The sequence below is a fragment of the Pedobacter miscanthi genome (genome assembly GCF_032678605.1).
Classification (GTDB): Bacteria; Bacteroidota; Bacteroidia; order Sphingobacteriales; family Sphingobacteriaceae; genus Pedobacter; species Pedobacter miscanthi_A.
Genome location: NZ_JAVTSU010000005.1, coordinates 168580 through 191975, shown reverse-complemented (window position 1 = coordinate 191975; position 23396 = coordinate 168580). Strand labels below are relative to the sequence as shown.

The 23396-nt window shown below is 41.3% G+C and carries 20 protein-coding genes; 12 read left to right on the top strand and 8 right to left on the bottom strand.

All coding sequences use genetic code 11. From position 1 onward, the window contains the following. Positions 1-111: 111 nt before the first annotated feature. The 3 genes from R2R28_RS09615 to R2R28_RS09605 form a co-directional block, all read right to left on the bottom strand. A complete protein-coding gene (locus R2R28_RS09615; protein WP_316825617.1) occupies positions 112-1698 on the bottom strand; it encodes a DHA2 family efflux MFS transporter permease subunit in 1587 nt (528 codons plus the stop codon). 80 nt (positions 1699-1778) lie between these two features. Further along, a complete protein-coding gene (gene trxB, locus R2R28_RS09610) occupies positions 1779-2756 on the bottom strand; it encodes a thioredoxin-disulfide reductase (RefSeq protein ID WP_316825463.1) in 978 nt (325 codons plus the stop codon). 55 nt (positions 2757-2811) lie between these two features. Further along, positions 2812-3234 (bottom strand): OsmC family protein, encoded by a 423-nt coding sequence (locus R2R28_RS09605; RefSeq protein ID WP_316825462.1) that lies wholly within the window; start codon positions 3232-3234, stop codon positions 2812-2814. A gap of 390 nt (positions 3235-3624) precedes the next feature. On the opposite strand from R2R28_RS09605, the gene R2R28_RS09600 reads away from it, so the two are divergent. Continuing rightward, the gene (locus R2R28_RS09600; protein ID WP_316825461.1) at positions 3625-4113 is read left to right on the top strand and encodes a hypothetical protein; all 489 of its coding nucleotides are present in this window, start codon (positions 3625-3627) and stop codon (positions 4111-4113) included. Between the two features lie 201 nt (positions 4114-4314). On the opposite strand, the gene R2R28_RS09595 is transcribed toward R2R28_RS09600, so the two are convergent. After that, on the bottom strand, positions 4315-4911 hold the full coding sequence (locus R2R28_RS09595; RefSeq protein ID WP_316825460.1) for a Crp/Fnr family transcriptional regulator: 597 nt from the start codon (positions 4909-4911) through the stop codon (positions 4315-4317). A 299-nt stretch (positions 4912-5210) separates the two neighbouring features. On the opposite strand from R2R28_RS09595, the gene R2R28_RS09590 reads away from it, so the two are divergent. Genes R2R28_RS09590 through R2R28_RS09575 form a run of 4 tightly spaced genes read left to right on the top strand, consistent with a single transcriptional unit; the run spans position 5211 to position 8117 of the window. After that, positions 5211-5816 (top strand): redoxin domain-containing protein, encoded by a 606-nt coding sequence (locus tag R2R28_RS09590; RefSeq protein ID WP_316825459.1) that lies wholly within the window; start codon positions 5211-5213, stop codon positions 5814-5816. Between the two features lie 34 nt (positions 5817-5850). Further along, positions 5851-6804 carry a type II CAAX endopeptidase family protein gene (locus tag R2R28_RS09585; protein WP_316825458.1) on the top strand — a complete coding sequence of 318 codons (954 nt, stop codon included), beginning with the start codon at positions 5851-5853 and terminating at the stop codon, positions 6802-6804. Further along, on the top strand, positions 6773-7381 hold the full coding sequence (locus tag R2R28_RS09580; protein ID WP_316825457.1) for a Crp/Fnr family transcriptional regulator: 609 nt from the start codon (positions 6773-6775) through the stop codon (positions 7379-7381). Before R2R28_RS09585 ends, R2R28_RS09580 begins: the two co-directional genes overlap by 32 nt. A gap of 43 nt (positions 7382-7424) precedes the next feature. Further along, entirely contained in the window at positions 7425-8117 is a 693-nt protein-coding gene (locus R2R28_RS09575; RefSeq protein WP_316825456.1) for an alpha/beta hydrolase, read from the top strand. A 168-nt stretch (positions 8118-8285) separates the two neighbouring features. On the opposite strand, the gene R2R28_RS09570 is transcribed toward R2R28_RS09575, so the two are convergent. From R2R28_RS09570 to R2R28_RS09555, 4 genes are all read right to left on the bottom strand, one after another. Next, on the bottom strand, positions 8286-8654 hold the full coding sequence (locus R2R28_RS09570) for a chorismate mutase (protein WP_316825455.1): 369 nt from the start codon (positions 8652-8654) through the stop codon (positions 8286-8288). A gap of 187 nt (positions 8655-8841) precedes the next feature. Further along, positions 8842-10224 (bottom strand): mercuric reductase, encoded by a 1383-nt coding sequence (locus R2R28_RS09565; protein WP_316825454.1) that lies wholly within the window; start codon positions 10222-10224, stop codon positions 8842-8844. Positions 10225-10352: 128 nt separating this feature from the next. Beyond that, the gene (locus R2R28_RS09560) at positions 10353-11126 is read right to left on the bottom strand and encodes an adenylate/guanylate cyclase domain-containing protein (protein ID WP_316825453.1); all 774 of its coding nucleotides are present in this window, start codon (positions 11124-11126) and stop codon (positions 10353-10355) included. A gap of 775 nt (positions 11127-11901) precedes the next feature. Continuing rightward, entirely contained in the window at positions 11902-12489 is a 588-nt protein-coding gene (locus tag R2R28_RS09555) for a Crp/Fnr family transcriptional regulator (protein WP_316825452.1), read from the bottom strand. A 542-nt stretch (positions 12490-13031) separates the two neighbouring features. Here R2R28_RS09555 and R2R28_RS09550 point away from each other — a divergent pair. From R2R28_RS09550 to R2R28_RS09520, 7 genes are all read left to right on the top strand, one after another. Further along, the gene (locus tag R2R28_RS09550; protein WP_316825451.1) at positions 13032-13616 is read left to right on the top strand and encodes an RNA polymerase sigma-70 factor; all 585 of its coding nucleotides are present in this window, start codon (positions 13032-13034) and stop codon (positions 13614-13616) included. 112 nt (positions 13617-13728) lie between these two features. Further along, positions 13729-14865 (top strand): FecR family protein, encoded by a 1137-nt coding sequence (locus tag R2R28_RS09545; RefSeq protein ID WP_316825450.1) that lies wholly within the window; start codon positions 13729-13731, stop codon positions 14863-14865. A 225-nt stretch (positions 14866-15090) separates the two neighbouring features. Next, positions 15091-18636 (top strand): SusC/RagA family TonB-linked outer membrane protein, encoded by a 3546-nt coding sequence (locus R2R28_RS09540; protein ID WP_316825449.1) that lies wholly within the window; start codon positions 15091-15093, stop codon positions 18634-18636. An 11-nt stretch (positions 18637-18647) separates the two neighbouring features. Beyond that, positions 18648-20018 (top strand): RagB/SusD family nutrient uptake outer membrane protein, encoded by a 1371-nt coding sequence (locus R2R28_RS09535; RefSeq protein ID WP_316825448.1) that lies wholly within the window; start codon positions 18648-18650, stop codon positions 20016-20018. 56 nt (positions 20019-20074) lie between these two features. Beyond that, positions 20075-20968 carry a BT_3987 domain-containing protein gene (locus R2R28_RS09530; protein WP_316825447.1) on the top strand — a complete coding sequence of 298 codons (894 nt, stop codon included), beginning with the start codon at positions 20075-20077 and terminating at the stop codon, positions 20966-20968. An 86-nt stretch (positions 20969-21054) separates the two neighbouring features. Then, positions 21055-22197, top strand: coding sequence for a TlpA disulfide reductase family protein (locus R2R28_RS09525; protein ID WP_316825446.1), 1143 nt, complete (start codon positions 21055-21057; stop codon positions 22195-22197). Positions 22198-22235: 38 nt separating this feature from the next. Then, positions 22236-23369 carry a TlpA disulfide reductase family protein gene (locus R2R28_RS09520; RefSeq protein ID WP_316825445.1) on the top strand — a complete coding sequence of 378 codons (1134 nt, stop codon included), beginning with the start codon at positions 22236-22238 and terminating at the stop codon, positions 23367-23369. Positions 23370-23396 lie beyond the last annotated feature (27 nt).

Sequence of the window (23396 nt, the reverse complement as noted above, 5' to 3'; positions counted from 1 at the left end):
AATGAATTAAATGTTGGCAGGAACTAAAAATACTAGCCTGCGTTTTCGGAGAGCAGCTAATGTGGGTAAAAAATTTTAGTTCTGCCGCATTATTTACGGCAGAACTATTAACTAGTGTGCACTAGCATCGGCAAGTGAAATTTTACGTACCGATTTCTTCACAAAAATCAGAACAAAAGGGATGCAGATTAAAAAGAGCACTGCTATCCATAAAAAAACATCCATATAGGAAAGCAGGGTTGACTGTTTTTGGACAGTAGCCTCAAGGACAGTGTAGGCAGCCTGGCGGGCACGCCATACGTCCATTCCCTGAGCCTGAAAACGCAAGGTTAACAAGCTGATCCGTTCCTGCACTGCAGGATCTGTTGAGGAAAGGTGACTGATCAGCCCAATTCGGTGCTGCTGGGACTGACGGGAAACAAAAGTGGTTATGAGTGCCACGCCGAAAGCGCCCCCAAGCTGACGCAGCATCCCGGTAAGGGCTGCGCCCTGCCCTATTTCTTTTCCTTCTAAGGTCGATATTGACATGGCAGTTACGGGAACATAAAGCAAGCCCAGGCCGAGCCCACGTACAAACAACACTGCATAGAGATTGGCAGCACCAGTCTGCAGGGTGAGCAAATGATAAGACCAATAACCATAAACAAAGAATACGCCCATTCCCAAAACAATCAGATATTTTGCCTGTACACCCCGCTGGATAAGTTGCGAAACGAAATAGACAATAACAGCAACGAAAAGAGTACCAGGCAGCAGCAGTATGCCAGACTGGAATGCACTCCAACCTAACAATCCCTGTGTATATAATGGAAGTACGAAAGTTGTACCAAAAAGCCCGAACCCAATCAGGAATGTAAGTATTGAGCCCACACGCAGGTTGGTATCCCGTAGCACGCGCAGCTCGACAATTGGATATTTATACTCCAATTGCCGCCAAACAAATAGAATAATGCCAAAAACGGCAATTATGGTGAGTATAATAATCACCTTACTACTGAACCAGTCATCTTCCTGCCCCTTTTCCAGCACGTACTGAAGCGATGCGACACCAGCTGTAAGTAAGCCAATCCCGAGCCAATCTACCTGATTTGCCGGACGTTTTTCCTCATAACGTGGACTTTTGATATATCTTATTGTTAGTAAGGCAGCTACAATTCCAATAGGAACATTGATATAAAAAATCAGTGGCCAGGAATAATTGTCGACCAGATATCCACCCAGTGTCGGACCGATTGTTGGCCCTATAATCAGGCCCAAAGTATATATCCCCTGGGCAATAGCCCTTTTCTCCCTTGGCCAGCTTTCCGCAATGATTGTTTGGGAGGTTACCAACAATGCGCCTCCTCCAAGCCCTTGGATAAAACGGAAGATAACAAGCTCCCAGATACTGGTAGCATTGCCACAAAGAAATGAACAGATGGTAAACACTAAAATCGAGAAGGCAAAATAGTTACGCCTACCAAACTGCTGCGAAAGCCAGCTGGTCATTGGAACGATAATTACATTGGCAAGTGAATACGCAGTAATTACCCAACCAATTTCATTTACGGTTGCCCCCAGGTTGCCGCGCAGATCATTTAGCGCAACATTTACAATTGTGGTGTCAATTAGTTCTAGCATTGCGCACACTACCGCTGTTATGGTAATGATGATGCGGCGTGCACCATATTCAACGAGTGAATCTGAAGTTGTTTCCATAGAAATAAATAAAAAATGCGGAAGCTTTTCTTTAAGTGAAAGTTTCCGCAAGACGGTGTTACATTGATTATTGGTGTGGGCTAAGCAGTTAAAGCAGTTGCCAAATGTGCAAATTGATTTTCCCGTGATGCTAGAAAACGTTCAGCATCAAGAGCAGCCATGCAGCCTGTTCCAGCGGCAGTAATGGCCTGCCTGTACTTAGGATCCTGGGCATCTCCACAACAAAAAACCCCATCAAGGGCAGTAGCAGTAGAACCTGGAACTGTTTTGATATAGCCCGTTTCATCCATTTCCAGAGCTCCTTTGAAAATACCGGTATTTGGTTGATGACCAATAGCCACGAATAAACCTGTTACAGGAATATCCATTTCTTTACCTGTTTTATTGTCTATCACCCTAACTCCGGTAACATTAAGACCATCACCAAGCACTTCGAGTGTTTCAGTATTGTACATTACCTCAATATTTGGTGTATTTAACACACGCTCTATCATTGGTTTTGATGCCCTGAACTCGTCGCGACGTACCAGCATATAAACCTTGTTTACCAGTTTAGAAAGATAGGTAGCCTCCTCGGCAGCAGTATCTCCGGCACCTACCAGGGCAACATCCTGTCCCTTAAAGAAAAACCCGTCACATACGGCACATCCAGAAACGCCGAAGCCATTATATCTGGCCTCTGATTCAAGTCCCAGCCACTTGGCAGATGCACCGGTTGAAATGATAATACTCTCGGCCAGCAGTTTTTTGTCGCCATCAATAGTCACCTCATATGGATAGGAACCCAAATCTACATCGCTAACATGACCGAAGCGGATATCAGTACCAAACCGTAAAGCCTGTTTACGAAAATCCTCCATCATTTCAGGACCGGTTATTCCATCTGGGTAACCGGGAAAATTTTCAACTTCAGTAGTTTGGGTTAGCTGTCCTCCAGGGGTCATTCCTGTATACATTACCGGTTGCAGGGCTGCACGTGCTGCATAAATTGCGGCAGTATAACCTGCCGGGCCCGATCCTATGATCAGGCATTTGATCTGTTCTATTATTGCTTGCATAGTAGATTAAATTTTAAAGGCAACGGCTTTTGGTAGTCGCCTGGTCTGAAAATTATTATTGATAATTTACCGTTAGCGTTATATGTATGCCGGCAAGTGCTTTGGAAATCACACAGTTTTCCTTTGCGTTAAATGCCTGCTTTTCAAATTCCTCAGCCGATAGCCCATCAATTGCTGTTGCATTGAGCTGAAGATCGATCTGGCTTATGCCTCCTTTGATCATATCCAGTGATACTATCGCTGTTGTATCCATTTCACCTGGAATAAATCCCTGCTGCGATAAAGTGTGTGCAATAGCCATAGTGAAACAACCTGCATGTGCAGCTGCCAATAATTCTTCCGGGTTAGAGCCTATTCCATCCGCAAAACGGGTATTAAATGAATATTGGGTTTCGTTGAGTACACCACTTTGAGTGGTTAAATGGCCTTGACCTGATTTAAGGTCTCCCTGCCAGAAAGCTTTTGCTGTTCTTTTCATGATTTTAACTTTTGTTGGGTCAAAATTCTACTTTGCAAACAGCTGTTTTTTTCACTTAAGTTAATTATGTAAGAAAAATTTTGTGGGGTAATCAAATAATACCTGTCATATCTCCCATATGTGAGGATCAATAAAATGTAGGAAAAGGAAATGAAACGGATATTTTACCATCTGAATGATAGATTCACATGCAGATTTTGTTATATTGGTTTGACAAAAAACACTGATCGGGCTACCGAAAAAACAAACTGACAATTTTATTAAAATAATGGCCATTGTAATTTTATTTACATGTCATTAAACCCAATCGTCAATTTTAATCAATTTAACTTAAGTGAAAAAAAAGTATTTTACTATTGAACAGTTTTGCAGGAAACAAAATTTAAAAAAATGGGATTATCAAATTTAGGCATTTTTCATACCGTAATCGGTATCATTGCCATTGTTACAGCTTTAATATCATATGGAAAATATGGGAAAATAAACCTTAGCAAGAAAAGTGGAAACATTTATTTTTTCGGAACGGTTATTACGTCTTTAACCGCATTAGGATTGAGTAAACATGGCGGTTTTAATCCGGGCCATATTCTATCTATATTGGTACTAATATTGGTAACGGCGGCCTTCTACCTCAACAAAAAAAGGGCGGAAAGTAACAGGGCACGTTATTTCGAAAACTTTTTCCTTTCCTTCAGTTTTTTTCTATCAATGATTCCTACGGTAAATGAAACGCTTACCCGTGTTCCCTTAAGCGCACCTCTAGCTAAGGGGCCCGGTGATCCATTGGTTGGTAAAACACTCCTTGTCATACTGGTTCTGTTTGTAGCTGGTTCTATTTATCAATATATCAAGCAAAAAAGAGCTAACATTAGTATCTAAAAAATCTGCGGCACGGACCGAAATTATCTACTGCATGAAAAACTGAAGGGAACCATCTTTTGGACGGTTCCCTTCAGTTGTTTAATATCACCAGCTGATCAGGTCTTCCAGCATTGAAAGACAAGGTTTCATTAAATTAGTTAGCCAGTAGCTTGATTCTGATTATCGGTGGGATAAAAGAATATATCAGAAAATTTATAATTACACCTGAGTGTCCTTTAATCTTTTTCTTATCCGGCTCAGCGAGGGGTTTGTGATACCAAGGAATGAGGAGATATGATAAGCTGGAATCCTTTCAATAATATTAGGATGCTCTTCCAATAACCTCAGAAATCTTTTTTCATTCGAGAAAAACATAAACTCTTCCGTCCGTGATTGGGCATAGGCGAAAAAAGTCTCCGCTAAGAGCCTACCGAACTTGCCCCAGTTGGGATTGGTTTCATAAAGTCCGTTTAAGTCCTGATAGGATATAAATATGACCTCTGAATCTTCCATTGCCTCAATAAAATACCAACACGGATTCTGTGAGATAAAACTTCTGAAGGAAACAACGAACTGGTTTTCCGAAAAAAAGAAAAGATTTTTTTCTTCGTCCGAATTTGGGTCACGGTAATATATTCGGAAGATTCCTTTCACAACCAACCCCAGATCATTACAGACCATGCTTTGCATATTAAAAAAATCCCCTTTAGATATCTTTCGGGGCTTCCAGAGGGTTAAGCTTTCTGAAATGTCTTTATCTGTTAATTCAGCAAAGTTCCGAAGGTACTGTGTTAGGATTTCATTTTTTTCGATCATGGTAGGTATTATAAGTTCAATTGATCCATACCGCCTTAAGCATATAGCGGTAAAATCAGATCAAAGATCGCAAAGGCAAAGTGCTAGAAATTTAACTTAAGTTAAAATTACAAAAATAATTTAACAATATCTTTGCCGATTAACCAATCCATTGGTATTTGACAAAGTGGTTATTTATCGAAGGCTCTATCTTTTAATGTGAGCAAACAAATAAAAGGGCAACTGTTAACTTAAGTTAAAATTTATGAATACAGAACATACGAACTTTGTGATAAATTAACAAACTATTGATTCAGCCGATGAGCTACAGCAAACCGGCAATAACTAAGATTACAATGCCATTATTCGAAAACCAACCGGCTCCAGACTTTCAGGCCACAGACATATGGGGAAACAATGTCAGCATCAGCGCATTAAAAGGAAAAAAAATTCTGGTCACATTTTATCGGCATGTTGCCTGCCCGTTCACAAACCTGCGGTTTCTTGAACTTCAGGAAATGGAAAACTTTTTCAGGGAGAAGGGATTGGTGATGCTCGCCATTTATGAGAGCAGTGCAGAAAATTTAAAGCGTTATACCCATGGTGAATCATTTTATGGACAGATTATCGCAAATCCGGGATACGACCTTTACACATTGTACGACATTGAGCTAAGTAGCGTAAAGATTCTCTTTTCAATGTATAAGGGAGCGTTTGCAAAAGCAGAAGAAGGACAAAGAAGGTTTAAGGAAAAATTTTGTCCTGAGGGACGGCCAAATGTACTGGGAGGGGAATTTCTCATCGGTGATGATGGATATATAAAATATAGCTATTACAACCAATACTTGGGAGATAATATGGCCGTTAAAGATATCATGCGTTTTGCAAATGGTGAAAAAATGGAACTAAACAGAGTATTTTGTTAACTTTTGCATAATCCACACCAGATTAAAGTTACATATGATAGAATATTTACCTTATATCCTTAGACGGCTTTTTTATAATCCAGTATTCATATTTCTTATTTTCACGCTGCTTTTCAGCTCGGTTATATGGGTATTGACATTAAACGCACCCGATGGAGGCCGCATTGCAGCTCGCATTTACGGTTACGGAATTATGTGGTGCCCTGCGCTGGCAACATGGGTTACCTGTAGAATTTTCAACCGCAGGATCACAGATTTAGCTTGGAGCTGGAAGCCGACCAATTACCTAACTGCTGCCTACCTGATACCGTTGGGTTATTCATTGACGGCCTATTTAATAATCTGGACTACAGGCTGGGGCGGTTTTTATAATAAGGCCTACGTTTCAGGAATCGCCCATGAACTGGGCTGGGAAGGGCTGCCACCTTACCTTTTTATTGTTTTGTATCTTGTTGCACAAGGTGTGATCGGAATTTTCAGCAGTATCGCTACGGCTCTAGGAGAGGAGATCGGATGGCGTGGATTTTTGGTCCCTGAGCTCAGCAAACGGTTCGGGTTTGGAACAACATCACTAATCACTGGCTTGATATGGGCAGCATGGCACTATCCATTACTGATCTTTGGCCACTATAATAATGGAACACCTGTCTGGTACGGTTTGACATGCTTCACTATCTCTGTCATTGCTGCCAGCTACATTTACACCTGGTTCACACTGAAGTCAGGGAGTTTTTGGACAGCAGTACTTCTGCATGCAAGCCATAATTTATTTATTCAAGCTTTCTTTACGCCAATCACTGTTAATAAGAAATCCACCGCTTGGTACTCGGATGAATTTGGTGCAGTTGTACCGGCATTGACAGTGATGGTGGCCGTTTACTTTTGGACACGCCGTAAAGAGCTATTACAAACTAGTACAGCTGCAAATATTACAAACCAATCATCAAACACTAAACATGAAACAATCTTTATCAAACTGGTACAATAGCTTAAAGGTTAAATACCCGATAGTTTCTGATCATGAGTGGGAACTTCTGGACGGTATGACCAAAAAAAAGATAATTAAAAAAGGTGAAAGCTTTTTAAATCATGGACGGGTTGCAAGGTATGCTGCTTTTGTATGCTCAGGACAGTTCAAGTTTACTATAGAAGATGAAGAAGGAAATGAAAAGATCATCCGTTTCGCATTTGAGGATGACTTTATTGCAAATTGCGATAGCTATTACAGCAGATCTGCATCAGTCATTAAAATCACAGCTATTGAAGATTCAGAGATCAGAAGATTCAGCATAAAAAAGCTTCAACCGCTTTATGACCTGCATATGAGCATAGCTTCGGTCAATCTTAGCATATATCAGGAGCTTGCCGAAAAAACTTTTGAGCATCAGTACCTCCTCTCGCTAAAAAGCCCTGTCAAGCGGTATAAATTCCTGCTGGAAAACCGTCCGTTGATCATAAAAAAAATCTCGTTGACCAATATCGCCCGTTACTTATATGTGAGCCGGGAGGCGATTAGCAGGGCAAGGCTCTTTTTACTCAATAAACCACAGAATTTTTGTGACTGAAATCACAAAAGAGATGTAATACAAGGCCTAGCTTTGATTACATATGAAACAGAGTATTATTTTTCTTCATGGGCTATTCGGGAGCCTTAGCAATTGGCAGGAATCGGTCAACTTCTTTAAAAATGATTACAATATCCATGTACCCACATTATCATTATACGACCGCCATCAGCATCATCTGTTAGAATCTTTGGTGGAGGTCCTGGATAAAGAAATAGATACATTGGGACTGAAAAACGTTTCCATGGTCGGCAATAGCCTCGGCGGTCACCTTGCTATCTTATATGCTCACTGTTACCCACAAAAGGTCGACAAACTGATCCTTACCGGAAGCTCAGGCCTATATGAAAATTTTATGATAGGCAGCTTTCCAAGAAGAAACGACCGGAAATACATTAGAGCTCATATCGAGAATGTTTTCCATGACCCCAAACACGCAACAGAGGAATTGATTGAAGAGGTATTTGAGGTACTTTCAGATAACCGAAAGTGCATTGGAATTATAAAATCGGCCAAGGCCACCCAAAGGCATAGTGTGAGAGATATTTTGCCGCGTATCCAAAAGCCTGTTCTACTGATCTGGGGCGATAATGACCGGGTAACCCCGCCTGAGGTAGCCAAAGAATTCGCTCATTTATTGCCTGCGGCCTCACTGCTCTTTTTTAACGAATGTGGTCATGCAGCAATGATGGAAAAACCAGAAGATTTTAATAAAGCCCTACATGGGTTTTTATGATGTTTAGGCAAGCATTGGTAACAGTCACTAAAAAATGTTTTCATGCTGAAATCTGGACATTGTCCGTTTTTCTCATTTCCACAGAAGATAACAGCCATCCTTTTGGGAATTATAAATCAATATTCAGCCGACAAGATGAGATTGCCGGCTGACGATCGTGAAAATAAATCAATTCGACTTTTTTTCAGCGCTTCTTTCGATCCTAAGACTTTCGCTATGAATCGCATTCATGAGCTCAGTAACAAATTCTTCAGATAGTCCCTGCTGTATTCCACCCTTCACAGCATTTTTCAGAACCTCCTGAAAGCGTGAGGCCTGTAGCGCAGGGATTTTATTCTTGGCCTTATATTCTCCGATCTCTTTAACTAATTTTTCTCTTAGGGCTATTGTTTCAATAATCTTATTGTCCAATGAGTCTATCATCTTTCTATTGATTTCAAGAACTGTGAGCGGTTTAGCAGATACTGACTGTGCCCCAGCTGAGCCAGATACAGCAACGATCATTGCGAGGGTAAAAAAGCAAAAAATTATTTTCATATTAAAAGGAATTCGGTTTATAAAAAATGGAATTGGTTTTTGCATAATCCCCATTAAAGGGAATTGGGAAAGAAAAATAGGCTATCCTAGATAATTTAAGGGTTTAAGCAAAACAATTGCCTAAATCTTCATTGTCTGGTCAAACTATACATACCCTAATCATCCCACAATAACAGGATATCTGATCTTAATCTTCCAGTTTCATGAATAAGTTATTCAATGACTCCGAGAAGGTCGGGTGGGCAAAGATAAAATACTTTAGCTTATCATAGGTTATCCCCCCCGCCATCGCCATTTGCAGGACGGTCATAATCTCTCCCCCCTCCTCTCCCAATATTGCGGCGCCAAGTATCAACTTGCTGTCAGCATCTACTACTGCTTTCATTACACCAAGAGACTGTCCGGTCTCCACTGCCCTCGCTACCAGCGTCATCGGCATTTTGGCGACTCTTATATTATAGCCTTGGTCCTGTGCCTCTTTTTCAGTCAGTCCGATACGTCCAAGCTGGGGATCGGTAAACATACAGTAAGGCAAAACCCTTTCCGCTGTGGTATAATCGGCCCCTTCAAAAAGATTCTGGTATACAATAACATAATCGTTATACGCAATATGGGTGAATGCAGGACCGCCATTTACGTCGCCAAGAGCATAAACCCCTTTAACATTGGTTTCCAGCTTATCATTTACCATAATGAACCCTTTGCTGTCCAACTGAACACCAGCCAGGTGTAAATCAAGTGCAGCAATCGCCGGCTTTCTACCGGTAGCAACAAGAACATGGGAACATATTATTTCCTGTTCAATTCCTTCCACAGCAACGCTTGCCTTAATTTGCCCGCTCTGCCGTTCAAATTTTACCGCCTGAGCATTTGTGTAAAGGTCAAGTCCCTCATCAGATAATATCTTTTTCAGCTCTTGTGATATATCCTCGTCTTCCCGGGCAAGAAGCCTGGTTCCACGTTCCAGAACCGATACTTTACTACCGAATCGATGGAACATCTGAGCAAATTCCAGTCCGACATAATTGCCTCCGAGCACGAGCAGATGCTCAGGTACCGTTTCGGTATCCAGTAATGTTGTTGAAGTAAAGTATCCTACTTCTTCCAGGCCGTCCACTTCGGGTATAAATGGTGTGGTACCAGTATTGATAAAAATCAAATCAGCCTGTATTTCCATCATTCCACCGTCACTTAGATTAACTTTGATGGATTTTGGACCTGTAAAGGACGCTTCCCCAAAGAAAAGATCAAGATTTTCGGTTTTTTCAATTGCAGCCTGTCCACCATTGCGCCAGCTAAGAACGAGTTCATCTTTACGGTCCCTGATTTTCTTCATATCAATACGAATGCCTTCAACATAGACACCTAGTTGATCCGAATGTCTAGCCTGGTAAGCAGCTTTTGCGGACCCTATCATGGCTTTGGTGGGCGTACACCCATCATTCACACAGGTTCCACCGATGAATCGTTTTTCGATGAGAGCAGTTCTCTTACCAGCTTTGGCCAGTTGCCTGCATAAAGGTGATCCGGCCTGACCTGAACCGATCACTATGGCATCATAATATTCCATATCTATTAATAGTTAGTAAGTAAATTTCGGTAAGACAATGCTTACCATTTTTCACTTAAGTTAAAAACGAACAATGTTGATACTGAAAGGAGCCGATAGGTTTCCTTACATTAGTGCCCTGTGCTAGGTTATCCCGCAACAGAAAGCCAGAACAGCAGATCATCTGGTTCATCGCTTTTATCGGTTAGGCCTAAATACGGCAATCCAGCAAGCCAAATAGTTTGTGGCTGTTCAATTCCCTTTAACTGCACGTTTTCACGGAGTTCCCAATGCCCCTGGATCTTTTCCGGAAAAAGTAATTTGTAAAAATCATCGGATAGAAGGAGATCGTTATTCGCATTTTTAGTTTCTGTCTGTAACCTGGCAGCAAGGTTGACCGCCAAGCCCATTGCAGAAAATCCCGAACCATGATCAACGATCACCCGTCCGGCATGGATACCTATACCTATGCGCAGGTCTTTACCAAAACGGGCGTTATAATATTGTTTGTTCACATGTACAAGCAGTTCAAAAAGCATATTAGCTGATTCAAAGGCAACATTTGCAGCTTGGGAAATAGTGCTGTGCAGACCGAATACGGCATACAGATTATCTCCCGTACGATCAACCACTCTTCCTCCGAAACCAACGATCACCCTACTGAATAAGTCTAAAACCTTGTTAAGAAGGTCCACAGCCTGGGACTCATTGCCGGCCTGGAGCAGACCTGTAGAGTTCCTTATGTCAAGAAATAGAATTCCAAGGTTTTTTTCTTCCCTATGATTATCATTCCGATTAACAGGGTTTTCATTCCCCTGGCATAACAATCCATCTGCCTGGCGTGAACAATCTTCATCCAACAGATTTTGAAGAGAGACTTGTTTTGTAGAGAGGTTTGGGATAGTATTGATATTATTTTTCATGGTGCGAAGTGTTGAAGTTAATGAGAGAGAACATTTAGTATGTAAATGATAAGTTATAATTTTTTCTTCGTGTAGATGCTGACCGTCAAAAATAAAAGGCCACGAAATCTACTGACCAGAGTCAGTGTTACTATACCCGCATTGAACGTATTTATATCAAGTGAAAAAGACACGTATGCCGATATTAATTGTGGTGCCTTATACAGTATAATTGATACAATGACATAAAATATAAATAAGGCGCCATATAGCAAATATGTCGTTGGCGGAGCTTTTGCATATTGGTTTTCCCTGCCTGTGTTAAAGATCTTGGACTGAACTGATGGTTTCATTATTGAATGCTTCGATTATTGTATTCAATAAAGTTCGCAGATAATGCATTGCCCGTTTTTCACTTAAGTTAATTGAGACCAAAAAATGACGATATTCTTCAACAGCATTTTTCCCGTTAAAAAATTGAAGGCATTGTGAATCCAGAAATAGATGAAAATTGTCCTAAATTATTCGTTCTCAAACTGGGAGCTGACCTGCAATTTCACGATTGAAAGGTAACTTAGCAGAATTTGGCACAAATGACCCGACCGGTACATCCCCCTTGCACAACTATTCTACTATAATTTCTAATAAGCAACCAAACTACATTTTAATCAACTGGATAATACCCGCCAAATAGGATAATAAAAACCAATATTTGAAAGGTCAGACTAATGATATTTCAATGGCAGTTTAAATGTTTTATTAATCGGCATAGTCAAGTTAATTTCTTCTCCTGTACTCAACGGTTAATCCGCTTGCGGATACGGCTTAGCGATGGATTTGTGATGCCTAGATAAGAGGAAATATGGTAAGCACGGATACGGTTAACAATATTTGGGTGTTCTTCCAAAAGACGCAAAAAACGTTTTTCATGTTTAATAAAGAGAAGCTCTTCGGTCCTGGTCTGAGAATACTTGAAGAACAGCTCTGCCAGAGTTTTTCCGAACATAACCCATTTTGTACCCGTCTGATAAAGCGTATCAAGATCCCCATAGGCCATATAGATAATTTCAGACTCTTCCATTGCCTGAATATAATAGTTGCAGTTTTTTTGACTTATGTGGCTGCGGAAAGATACCAGGAACTGATTTTCTGAAAAAAAATACAGGTTTTTTTCTAATCCTGTATCCACATCAACAATGTAAACCCTAAAAATCCCCATTACTACCAGACCTATCTCACTCCATACCATGTATTTCATATTAAAGCAATCACCTTTACCGACTTTCTTCAGTTTCCACAATGGTCTGCTTTCAGATACATCGTTTTCATTCAGGTTTGCAAAGCCGATCAGATGCTTTGTAAGGGTTTCAAAATGTGTATTCATTTTCATTGGAAATCCATCGCTATTTAAACTAGGAGGATATATTGTATTTTTAATGAAACAATCTCTATCAAGGGCAGTCCACACCCAGCTATATAAAATATACCACCATGACATGTCTGCCATAGTTTAATGGTTAGTTTTATTATATAAGTCACCGTTCTTAATTCAGTATAGATCCAGTTTAGCCTAAAAACAGATCCTTATTTTTTACTGGGTACCTAATCAGAGGTCATTACCTATTCTTTAGCCAAACGGTATCCGATCTACCCTACCTTTTGAGTGAACTCATTACAAACACCACCTGATATTACGCTTTTAGAAAAAAACAAAGGAGCTGACAACAGTTATCCTAAAAATGTCTACCAGGACATACAGATTCAAACTGTATAAGCAATATGTTGCTCCGCTGTGAAATTGCTCCAAAAGGCCCATGATATAATATTGAGGACAATTAGAATAGGAATTCCAGCTCACGTTCAGATGAGCTGAAGATAGCAGGTACTATTAATTTAAATCATTATATTTGTTAACCGAACATGATCATGTACACCACCCAAACCGATATGGAACTTGCAGCACTGTTACAGACTGGCGACGAGGGTGCGTTCAAAATGATTTATCAAAAATACTGGGACAAACTCTTGGTTGTCGCTGGTAAACGTTTAGGAAATATTGATGAAGCTGAGGAAGCTATACAGGAAATTTTTCTTAATCTGTGGAAACGCAAGGAACGCTTTGAGTTAAAGGTAGGTTTTGACAATTACTTTGCTGTAGCTGTAAAATTCGAAGTGATCAATCGATTGGCTAAAAGATCAAGGGAGCTACAGCGCAACAGTGCCTTTGTACAGGAAAATCCCAGTTATGCAGAAACGATGCATATAGCATTTGACCTAGAGACCCTACAACGGCAGTTGGAAAATACAATCAGTTCACTCCCTCCAAAATGCCAGCTAATCTTCCGGATGAGCAGAGAAACCGACTTTACGAACAAAAAGATCGCTGAGCAATTAAACATCTCGGAAAAAGCAGTCGAAAAGCATGTAACCCACGCATTGAAAGTTCTGAAGTCCAAATTTGGCCCACTTTTTATATTAGCGCTGTTAACTTTACCAAACCTGAAGCAATAATTAATGCTTTTTTGATTCGATTGAGCGTTATATTTACATTAATTTAATGATTTCTTAAAAAAGAGGTAGGGTGTATTGATTTTTATTTGGCTATATAACAAACAGGCCAACTATGCACCATTCAAATCCATCAGAACGAATCTATTTTCTTGCAGAAAAGTGGCGGAACGGCAGTATTAGCGAGGAAGAAAAATCAGAGTTCAATAAATGGTATGGCAGCTTCGGGGATGTCCTGGAGGTCCATACAGAAGATACCCGGGAGTATTTGCAAAAAAGGCTTTACTCTTCAATAGTCCAGAAAGGCAACATACATCAAAAAAAGGCTTTTAGATGGCCACGCTTAGCAGCTGCCGCCTCAATTGCAATTGCACTTGGTATCGGTGGATTTTATCTTAGCACAAGAGAGAAAACACATCCCATCGCTGAAATAATGGCTAATGATATTGCGCCAGGCGGCAATAATGCAATATTAACTCTTGCCAATGGAAAAAAAATCGTCCTTACAAAAGCCAAAAATGGCAGTTTGGCGCAACTTAGCGACGTCAGGGTTATGAAGACCTCCGATGGAAACATCTCTTATGAAAAAACAGCATCAGGCCAATCATCTCATTCTGATATTAGTTATAACATAGTTAACACCCCACTGGGCGGCCAGTACCACTTAACGCTATCTGACGGGACAAATGCCTGGCTGAATGCAGGTTCGAGCATCAAATACCCAACTAGCTTTAATGGCAGGGAGCGTAAGGTGGAAATTTCTGGGGAAGTTTATTTTGAAGTGGCGCATAATGCAGCAAAGCCATTCCGCGTCGTTTCTGGCAGACAGATCGTGGAGGTTCTGGGAACCCATTTCAATATTAACGCCTATGCAGATGAAAAAAACATCAGGACAACCCTGATTGAAGGATCCGTACGGATCAGTGGTGCAAATCAAACAAAAACCATCAGCCCCGGTGAGCAAGCTGTTCTTAACAGCCAGGGTATAACAATCAGTCAGGCTGACACAGAGGAATCAATTGCTTGGAAAAATGGCTATTTCAGATTCAAAGACGAAAATATTGGAAGCGTTATGCTAAAACTGTCACGCTGGTATAATATTGACGTTTCTTATCAGGGCCCAATTTCAGGCGAAGGATTCAACGGAAAAATCTCCCGTTACAAAAACATAAGCCAGGCGTTGAAAATGCTTGAAAAAACAGGGGCCGTTCATTTTGAAGTCAAAGGAAGGAGGGTGACTGTGAGGCAATAATTCTACGAATCAATACTCCATAAAAAAAGCCATTCCGGGGTCGAGCCGGAATGACCTAAACATGGATCTCCAAATAATCAAACTAACTATTTAAGGAACGCGTAACACCTGAACCATCTGAAAATGAAGAGGTGCAACGTATAAACCCATCCTAAACAAATGTACAAACTTTACCCTAAAATTTTTGTGCGGCCTGAAGGCTGTATAAAAAAAATGCTAATGATTATGAAGTTAACTGCACTTCTTCTGACAGCAATTATTTTACAGGTCAGCGCCACTACCCTAGCCCAAAAGGTTACACTTAAAGAAAAAAACATAACACTCGACCAGGTCTTTAATAAGATCAGTTCGCAAACAGGTTATGATTTTCTTTATACCACATCATTGCTTAAAAGCACTAAACCAGTAACAATAGATGTTAAGAATGCCGAACTAGATGCGGTACTTAAAGAAATTTTTTCCGATCAGCCTTTGGAATTCAGCATTGGGGATAAGTCAGTCGTAGTTACGCCCAGGCTGAAACCGCCGCTAAGACCTGTCAACGCGGGATCTTTTACTCCAATTACAATAACAGGGAAGGTTGTAGATTCTGCTTCCGGCAAGTCACTCTCCGGAGCCAATGTTATTATTAAGGGTACGAACCATGGCGGCAGAACAACTGCCACTGGATCCTTTATCCTACCCGGCGTCGAGGAGAATTCAATTGTGATGATCAGCTTTATTGGTTATAAACCTAGAGAAATACCCGCGACGAGCAATATGGGCATAATACTTTTGAGCATGTCCAGCAGCAATTTGGACGAAGTTGCTGTTAGTATAAATACTGGTTATCAGCGTATCAAGCCAGAACAGAGCACAGGTGCCGTCTCGCAGTTAAGTACCAAAATGTATGAATCAAGGATCAGCACCAATTTCCTCGACGGACTTGTCAATAAATTGCCTGGTCTAATGATCAATAATAGTGTTCTATTTAACAGCACAGTTCCAGGTGGAAACGCATCGAGCAGACCGCTATTCAACATCCGTGGAATTTCTACGATGTCAGCCAATCAAACCCCATTGATTGTCGTCGATGGATATCCAACAGAACTCACTCTTGATCTTATAGATCCCAATGAAATTAAATCGGTAACTATCTTAAAAGATGCTGCCGCAGCTACAGTATATGGTGTTAGGGCATCAAACGGGGTAATCGTTATTGAAAGAAAAACCCCTCTTGCTGGTAAGGCGCAATTTACATTTAGGGCAACTACCGCCCTTACCCCAAAAGAGAACTACAGCCGGTACAGGTGGGCGGATGATGCTTCCGCTATTGCAGTAGACTATAAGAGGTCTGTATTAGCTTCCAGCGTAAATTCAAGTACTTGGGCAGGATTGGCCAGAGGCGGAGAACTGGGTGGATCTACGAGGCGCACTCCCATATACTATCTACTTGCTCAGGCAGCAGCAAATATCATTACCCCCGCACAGGCAGCAAGTTCTTTCGCCGGACTGGCTGGATATGATAATTTAGAAGAATATAGCGACCTATTCCAACGGAATGCATTTACAAAAACCTATAATCTTAATGTTTCGGGAGGAAGTCCAAATGCGCTTTATTACATCAGCTCAAATTATACAGGTAACCGTGCGACTGCCATAAACAACAATGATAACAGGTTCTCGATCTCTGCACGTAGCCTCTTAAAGTTTACTAAACGCCTATCTCTGGATATTACAACAGATTACCAGGAGCAGCGTATGAACAACGCACCTGTTCCCGGAGTAACCTCCACAGAATCTTTTGAGCACTATCAGGACGTAAACGGAAATCCTACCTACATTCTTGGCGGAAGCATTTCACCTTATTATAACCGATCGCTGATGGCGCAAGGGCTTGCCGATAATTTATATTATCCGCTGATTGATGTAAACGAGATCTCTGACAAAACACATATCGTGAATAACCGCTTCAAAGCTGATTTCATTTACAACATTGGCGGAGGTTTCGATCTTACCTTCGGTGGGGTTTATGAAAACTCGCGTTCAGATTTCAGGCACAGTGCTTCTGAGCGCTCTTCGGAAACAATAAATTACATTAATAGTTATGCGGTAAAAAATCCTGATGGAACCTTGAAATATAATATACCGGTTGGGGGATATTTAAATCAGGAAGGGACAACCACCACAAGTTATACCGCACGTACCCAACTGAACTTTAATAGAACTTTTGCAAATGACCACTTTTTTAGCGTTATCGCAGGAGCAGAGGTAAGAAGTTTGATCAATAAAGGGAATACATCATCTTATTTTGGTTATAATGATGAATCTTTGCTTCTTCAGCCAGTTGATTTCTCGGCAATCAGTACGGGAGCTGTGACAGGCAGTTTTCAATTGGGTTCCCCATTACAGGGACAGGGCAATTTTAACAACTTTTTTAATCAGCAATATAACGAAGACCGGTTTCTATCGGGCTATTCAACCTTCACATATTCTTTTAAAAATACTTATACCCTTACCGCAAGCGCGCGTATAGATCAGTCAAACCTTTTTGGAACCAATCCGAAATATAAATACAAACCGCTTTGGTCTGTAGGTGCGGGATGGAATATTGATAAGGAAAGTTTTATGGATGGTGTAGACTGGGTCAATAAACTTAAACTACGTGCTTCTTACGGTTTTAATGGTAACGTCGCCAAATTATCACTTCCGGAAGTTATTGCGCGAAGTGTTCTGAGCAATTATGTTACCCCTACCACTCAGGCCTTAACGCTACTTTCCTATGCAAATAGCAGTCTTCGCTGGGAGCAGACGAAAAATGTAAATATCGGGCTGGATTATACCATTTTCAAAAACGTAAGGGGCGCTTTAGAGTATTATACCAAAAGAAGCACAGATCTTCTGGGAAATGCTGTGATCGACCCGACCATAGGCGTCAGCCCTACCCTGATCAACCAGGCAACAATCAATAACCAGGGTCTTGAGCTAAGTCTGAACGCAGACTGGATTTCGACCCCGAAGGTAAACTGGAATACTGCCCTGGCAATTTCCAGGAATACCAGTAAAGTGCTTGACGTTTACCAGGCTTCAGATTCCAGACCTTCCACACTTGCTGCGCTTGGCTATGTTAAAAACTATCCTGTAGGCGCCATGTTTGCCTATAACTATGTAGGTCTTGATAACAAGGGGTATCCTTTGGTATCGGGTAATGGTGGAAAGATCTATGACACGCAGACTTTAGGCGATAATACACCAACCGGAATTGCATTGAGAAGTGACACTTCAGGAATCGTTGGATATGCAGGATCTTCCATACCGACTATTTTTGCAGGCTTGACCAACAGGGTAGATATTGGTAGTTTTTATTTCCAGGCGACTATTAATTATTACGGAGGTTTTAAAGTAAGGGTACCGAGACCTAATCCGAGTGTAAACAGACCGCTGGAAGGCGCAGGAAGCTACTGGAGGGTACCTGGAGATGAACTAAAAACAGATGTGATGGGGCTTGCAGGTTTTTTCAATAACCAAAATGCCCGTGACGCCTACAATTTTGCAGACAAATATGTTGTACATGGAGATTACATTACCCTTGGGGACCTGATTGTTTCCTACAATTTTGACCAGTCAAATTTCATTAAGAAGATCGGGCTAAATCATCTGGAACTAAAAGCACAGGCTTCTAATCTCTACACGGTAGGCCTCAATAGGTATAATTATAGCCTGGGCGCGGGCGGTTATGAAAAATCATATATCACCCCCACATTCTCTTTAGCTCTTTTAACCAACTTTTAAACAGTAACGAAATGAAGAATCAAAAGATAAATTTTATTTATATGCTGGCCTGCTGTCTGGCATTTACTGGATGTGATAAATATCTGGATATTACGCCAAAGGGAAAAACACTGCTTTCCACTGTCGACAATTACGATCAGTTTTTGAACGATGACAAGTTTTTTCAGGGAGCCACGGCACCATCTGCATATACCTATTTAAATATTCTAAGTGACAATTACGATTTTGTCACCGTTAAGACCCCTGCAATAGATCCAACTGAGCTGGTTTATACCTGGTCATTGCAGTTTACGACCGACATCAACAGCTCTCCCCCAATGTGGGGCGACCATTATGGCAGGATCAACCTTTACAATTCAGTATTGGCTGGAATCGATAATGCAACAGGCGGATCGGCTGCAAAAAAAAGAAGCATTAAAGCAGAGGCATTATTAGGCCGGGCACTGGAGTATTTTTACCTTGTTAATGAATATGGTAAGCCTTACGATGGTGCAACCGCTCAACAGGACCCTGGGGTTCCTTTTGTAACTTCTAATGATGTAAGCCAAAAAGTTCCTGGCAGAAGTTCGGTAGCGGAGATCCATCAGCACATTATAGATGATGTGAACAGCGCAATAGCAGATCTTCCATCTGACAACTCTGCAAACCGTTTACGCGGATCAAAAGCGGCTGGTTATAGTGTGCTGGCCAGGACATACTTTTACATGAGAAATTACCCCGAAGCCCGCAGATACGCAGAACTTGCCCTTTCTAATACCAAAGCGGTAATGATCAATTTTAACGCTGCGCTTCCGGCAACTAATTTTATAAGCATACATCCTGATGTGATCTATGGCAGGATTTTTTTGCCTCTGTATCCCGCACAACTTGATTTTATGCGTTCGTTTGCAACGAATGATCTTAGGGTACGAAAACTATATTCTGGTGGGGATGGTTATACCTTTACCACAAGAGGAGCTACCTTATATGCACCGGTATATATCTCACCTACACTACAGTATGGAAATCCAGGAACCTCTGTGCAGGAGATGAAATTGACCATAGCAGAATGTGCCGCACGCAGTGGTGATCTGACTGAAGCGTTGACCCAATTGAACGATATCCGCAGAAATAGGTTTTCAAACTATACAGATTACTCTTCCAGTGATCAGACTGCGGTCCTCGATCAGGTTTTTCTAGAAAGACGTCACGAAATACCATTTAACGGTCTGCGCTGGTTCGACATGCGCCGACTTGACAAGGAGAACAGAATGGGAACAGTAACGCGTTATAATGCACAGAATACTGCGATTGTAACGCTACCTCCACATAGCAACCGCTATACACTACAGATCCCTTTTCAGGTTATCAGTTTTAACCCAGATATGCAACAAAACCCATAACAAATAAGGACATGCGCAAATTAAAAATATTTACAATCTGCTCGCTAATGATGTTCATGGCGGCATGCAGCAAAGAAAAGGGAACAATTTCTTTACCCGATGCAAGTGTTTCTTTCGATTTCCCATCAGCAAAGGACTCTGTGGAAATATCACTGCCTATCATTGACAATGTGGCTATGGTCTTTGATATTAAGGCGGCCTTGTCTGGTAATACCTCTTCAAGTGATCATCAGGTAAGTTTTGGGGTAGATACCACTAAAATCACAGACTTCCGTGCGAAATATGGCAATGCGGTACTGCTACCGGCCAGTTCCTATCTGTTTTATAAAGCTAACACGGTAATCAGGGCCGGTTCCTCGGTTTCTGAGCCTGCGCAGCTCAACATTGGGCAGCAAACTAAATTAAAAGGGCGAACCACCTATGTTTTGCCCATTGTGATTCAGTCCGTAGATGGTAAAATAGAAGGTCCCGCGACCACCAAGGTTGTCTATTACGTATTCAAAACCCAAAAGGCGCAGTTCATTCCAAGGGATACCTGGACCATAGCCGCGTTTTCTTCACAAAACAGTGCCACGGTTGGAGCAGTCCAAGTGAGGGATGACAATGACAAGACCACCTATTGGCTCAGCAGTACCACACAGCAGATGCCTCAGTTTGTTACAATCAATTTTAACGATGATTACACTTTTACTGGCGTAAGGTATTTCTATCCTACCATACTTCCGTATCCGGCTTCAGGTGGACATCCCACTTCGATACAGATCGAAACGAGCATGAACGGTACGACCTGGGTAAACAAAGGGATTTTCGCCGGCAACCTTGTTAATAACGAGCAGACCCTCGATTTAGGGTTAACAACTGCCAGATATCTGCGTTTTACTGTTTTGGCCGCCGCCAAATACTCAAACCTTCCTGTTGTATTCGTGAGCGGCATAGCACTGGTCCCTTAAGTAAACCCAAACATAATAACAATAAGAACTGGCTGTAACGATCAAAATGTTACAGCCAGAAACTACAAACAATAACATAAACAGAAATGAAAAACATAAAATTTATCCTGACCTGCATCTGCCTGCTGACCATAGGTGTCAGGGCACAAAGTCAGTTTACCGTTAAAGGAAATATTACTACAAAACAAGGTCCGGCAATGGCCTATCTGAACTATAGCAGTTTGGGGAAAAAGGTTTTAGATTCGGTAAAAGTTGAAAACGGACAGTTTACCTTTAACGGAAAAGTAAACAACCCTGTGGAGGCATATCTTATCCTTAAGCCACTAGTTAACGGTACTTACAAAACACAAAATGAATCAGAGCTTACATTTTACCTAGAAAATTCAGTGATCATGGTCTCCGCAAAGGATTCCCTTTGGAAAGCGACAGTAAAAGGTTCAAAATCAAATGATGAAAACCAGCTTTTAAGAGCAATGCAAAGACCTTACCGAAGGATTGCGGACTCAGTAATGAGGGTTTATAATAGCTGGAGCGCTGAACAGAAGAAAGATCTTGCTTTGGGAAAAGCACTTGGTATTCCAATGCGTGCGGCTCAGGTAGGATATGATAGTGTGAACCGGGTCTTTATTTCAAGCCATTTAAACTCCTTCATATCATTGGTTGTTTTCAAAGAACTTGAACTTGCGTATGATTTTGATCCCGACACGGCAGCGAATAGATTCGCCAAATTTACGCCTGGATTGCGTGAATCAGTTCCGGGAAAAAGAGTTGCAGCCATTATTGAAAAAGGAAAGAAAACCAACGTTGGGGTAACCGCAACTGACTTTACCCAAAATGATCCGACGGGAAAACCTGTAAAGTTATCCGATTTTAAGGGTCAGTATGTCCTTGTTGATTTCTGGGCATCCTGGTGCAAACCCTGCAGGGCCGAAAACCCAAATTTGCTGAAAGCCTACAACAAATACAAAACCAAGAATTTCACAATCCTTGGCGTTTCAATAGACGAAGAGGATAGCAAAAAAGCATGGCTGCATGCCATTGAACAGGACGGCATGCCATGGACACAGACCTCAGAACTAAAAGGAGCAAACAGCCAGGCGGCCCTTGCCTATGGTGTTGAAGCAATTCCCGCTAATTTTTTAATCTCACCAGAGGGCAAAATCCTTGCTAAAAACTTAAGAGGAGATGAACTAGAAAAAAAATTAGCTGAGCTATTAGGCTCAAAATAATGTCATTCCTTATCCAACGACGTGAATTCCCAGATAAAATGAAAAAAACAATTATTCCAATGCTTATGCTGCTCCCCTTTTTTGGAGCGGCTCAAAAAAGCTATACTATAAGCGGAAAAATTTCCGGCTTGAATGAACCTGCAAAAGTTTACCTGATAACTATGCAGTCAAATCAATTTAAGGATACCGATTCAGCGACATTGATTAATGGCCAGTTTCAGTTTAACGGAAGTGTAACCGAACCGCAGCAGGCTGCCATAAGGGTGAAACGCATCAATACACCGGAGGCAAAATACCGACCGGATATACTGGAGTTTTTTTTAGAAAACTCGCAAATCAGCTTTACAGCCAAAGATTCGATTAAATATGCTGCAGTTACTGGTTCTGTGGCAGATCGTGAACACAGGGACCTAGAAGCAATATCCAGCTTGATGATAAGAACAATAATCCGAATACAGGACGAATTCGGAAAAAAAAACAATGATGGTGCTTCTCTATATCCACTGGATGTCCGCAGAAATGCTGGCGAGAGCGTCCAGAAAACAGTAGAAGAACTTAGGAACATTAGGCTGATGTTTGCGACATCCCACCCAAAGTCCTTCATGGGACTGTTTACCTTTAACGAGATACTGGACCAAAAATTTATACCCGCTGAAATGGAATTGCTGTTCAATAATTTTTCAGCCGAACTAAAGTCGTCTCCACTTGGCAAAAAAACGCTTGAGAGGATAAATATTGCTAAACGGGCCCAACCCGGTACCAAAGCAACTGATTTTACACAGAATGATCTAAATGGAAAGCCGTTTACATTGTCTTCTTTACGCGGCAAGTACGTACTTCTGGATTTTTGGGCCAGCTGGTGTGCACCATGCCGAGCGGAAAATCCGAATGTAGTAAAGGCTTATAATGAACTTAAAGGCAAGAACTTTGAGATTGTCGGTATATCATTGGATTATCCTGGCAGCAAGGGTGCTTGGGCGGCAGCAGTTAAAAGCGACGGGCTACCATGGATCCAAGTGAGTGATCTGAACGGCTGGAAAAATGAAGTCGCCCTGACTTACGGCATTAATTCTGTCCCGCAGAATTTATTAATCGATCCCCAGGGAATGATTATTGGAAAAAATTTAAGAGGCGAAGCGCTTACCGAGAAATTAAAGCAGTTGATCAAATGAATTCAGTCTGAGTGTGCCTACAAGGGA

Excerpts from the sequence above, each read along its gene's own strand:
- R2R28_RS09545 (WP_316825450.1), top strand. The coding sequence starts at position 13,729 with ATGCACCATTCAAATCCATCAGAACGAATCTATTTTCTTGCAGAAAAG.
- R2R28_RS09605 (WP_316825462.1), bottom strand. The coding sequence starts at position 3,234 with ATGAAAAGAACAGCAAAAGCTTTCTGGCAGGGAGACCTTAAATCAGGT.
- R2R28_RS09615 (WP_316825617.1), bottom strand. The coding sequence starts at position 1,698 with ATGGAAACAACTTCAGATTCACTCGTTGAATATGGTGCACGCCGCATC.
- R2R28_RS09595 (WP_316825460.1), bottom strand. The coding sequence starts at position 4,911 with ATGATCGAAAAAAATGAAATCCTAACACAGTACCTTCGGAACTTTGCT.
- R2R28_RS09525 (WP_316825446.1), top strand. The coding sequence starts at position 21,055 with ATGAAAAACATAAAATTTATCCTGACCTGCATCTGCCTGCTGACCATA.
- trxB (WP_316825463.1), bottom strand. The coding sequence starts at position 2,756 with ATGCAAGCAATAATAGAACAGATCAAATGCCTGATCATAGGATCGGGC.
- R2R28_RS09560 (WP_316825453.1), bottom strand. The coding sequence starts at position 11,126 with ATGAAAAATAATATCAATACTATCCCAAACCTCTCTACAAAACAAGTC.
- R2R28_RS09550 (WP_316825451.1), top strand. The coding sequence starts at position 13,032 with ATGTACACCACCCAAACCGATATGGAACTTGCAGCACTGTTACAGACT.
- R2R28_RS09575 (WP_316825456.1), top strand. The coding sequence starts at position 7,425 with ATGAAACAGAGTATTATTTTTCTTCATGGGCTATTCGGGAGCCTTAGC.
- R2R28_RS09555 (WP_316825452.1), bottom strand. The coding sequence starts at position 12,489 with ATGAATACACATTTTGAAACCCTTACAAAGCATCTGATCGGCTTTGCA.
- R2R28_RS09520 (WP_316825445.1), top strand. The coding sequence starts at position 22,236 with ATGAAAAAAACAATTATTCCAATGCTTATGCTGCTCCCCTTTTTTGGA.
- R2R28_RS09540 (WP_316825449.1), top strand. The coding sequence starts at position 15,091 with ATGAAGTTAACTGCACTTCTTCTGACAGCAATTATTTTACAGGTCAGC.
- R2R28_RS09565 (WP_316825454.1), bottom strand. The coding sequence starts at position 10,224 with ATGGAATATTATGATGCCATAGTGATCGGTTCAGGTCAGGCCGGATCA.
- R2R28_RS09535 (WP_316825448.1), top strand. The coding sequence starts at position 18,648 with ATGAAGAATCAAAAGATAAATTTTATTTATATGCTGGCCTGCTGTCTG.
- R2R28_RS09600 (WP_316825461.1), top strand. The coding sequence starts at position 3,625 with ATGGGATTATCAAATTTAGGCATTTTTCATACCGTAATCGGTATCATT.
- R2R28_RS09530 (WP_316825447.1), top strand. The coding sequence starts at position 20,075 with ATGGCGGCATGCAGCAAAGAAAAGGGAACAATTTCTTTACCCGATGCA.
- R2R28_RS09580 (WP_316825457.1), top strand. The coding sequence starts at position 6,773 with ATGAAACAATCTTTATCAAACTGGTACAATAGCTTAAAGGTTAAATAC.
- R2R28_RS09570 (WP_316825455.1), bottom strand. The coding sequence starts at position 8,654 with ATGAAAATAATTTTTTGCTTTTTTACCCTCGCAATGATCGTTGCTGTA.
- R2R28_RS09590 (WP_316825459.1), top strand. The coding sequence starts at position 5,211 with ATGAGCTACAGCAAACCGGCAATAACTAAGATTACAATGCCATTATTC.
- R2R28_RS09585 (WP_316825458.1), top strand. The coding sequence starts at position 5,851 with ATGATAGAATATTTACCTTATATCCTTAGACGGCTTTTTTATAATCCA.